Origin of the sequence: Mesorhizobium sp. M7A.F.Ca.AU.001.01.1.1, assembly GCF_004022735.1 — a bacterium.
GTDB classification, from domain to species: domain Bacteria; phylum Pseudomonadota; class Alphaproteobacteria; order Rhizobiales; family Rhizobiaceae; genus Mesorhizobium; species Mesorhizobium ciceri.
The window spans coordinates 1-783 of record NZ_RZPF01001268.1 but is presented as its reverse complement, the minus strand read 5'-3'; the positions used below and the strand labels follow the sequence as shown (position 1 = coordinate 783).

General features: G+C 62.7%; 1 pseudogene. It reads left to right on the top strand.

Annotated features, from left to right (window positions below):
* Positions 1–142: 142 nt before the first annotated feature.
* Positions 143–783: pseudogene (locus tag EN884_RS37570) on the top strand (S1 RNA-binding domain-containing protein); the annotation flags it as partial.

The following is a 783-nucleotide window of genomic DNA, read 5'->3' as shown; positions in this document are numbered from 1 at the left end:
ATTATGGCTGCGGGCGGCACCGCCATGGCGCTCAAGCGGCGGCCGACGGACGTTCAAATATCCGGCACCCACATTCCAGACACGCAGCAGCAGGCTTTGCCTCGCAAGCTGCGGCTGACGGCTGCCGGGGGGAAACGAAATAATGCCCAACAAAATGCTGATAGACGCCTCCCACCCGGAGGAAACACGCGTTGTCGTCATACGCGGTAACCGTATTGAAGAATTCGACTTTGAATCCCAGGACAAGAAGCAGCTCAAAGGAAACATCTACCTAGCCCGCGTAACGCGCGTAGAGCCCTCCCTTCAGGCAGCCTTTGTCGAATATGGCGGCAACCGTCACGGTTTTCTCGCCTTCAGTGAAATCCACCCCGATTACTACCAGATTCCGGTCGCCGATCGTCAGGCACTGCTGCGCGCGGAAGCGCAGGAGGCTGAGGACGAGGAGAACGAGGACGGCGACGGCGATGATCGCCAGAGCCGCGATCGCGGACGGCGCGGCCGCAGGCGCGGCGGCAAGCCCCGCGACCGGGGCGAGCACAAGCGCGATGCAGCCGATTCCGGCGAGGCGAGCGACGCTGCCGACGAGGCAGAAGAAGGTGCCGACGCTGGTGTCGAGGACATCTCGCACACGTCCGAGATCATTGAACATGCGGCTGATTCGTCCGAACATGCCGATGCGTCCGAGCATGGCGAGGATTCGGCCGAGCAGGACGAAGGCGAAATCCGCGAAGGCGGCCCGACGTCGATCGCCGCCTCGGTCGAGGCCGATGTGATTTCCGAAGC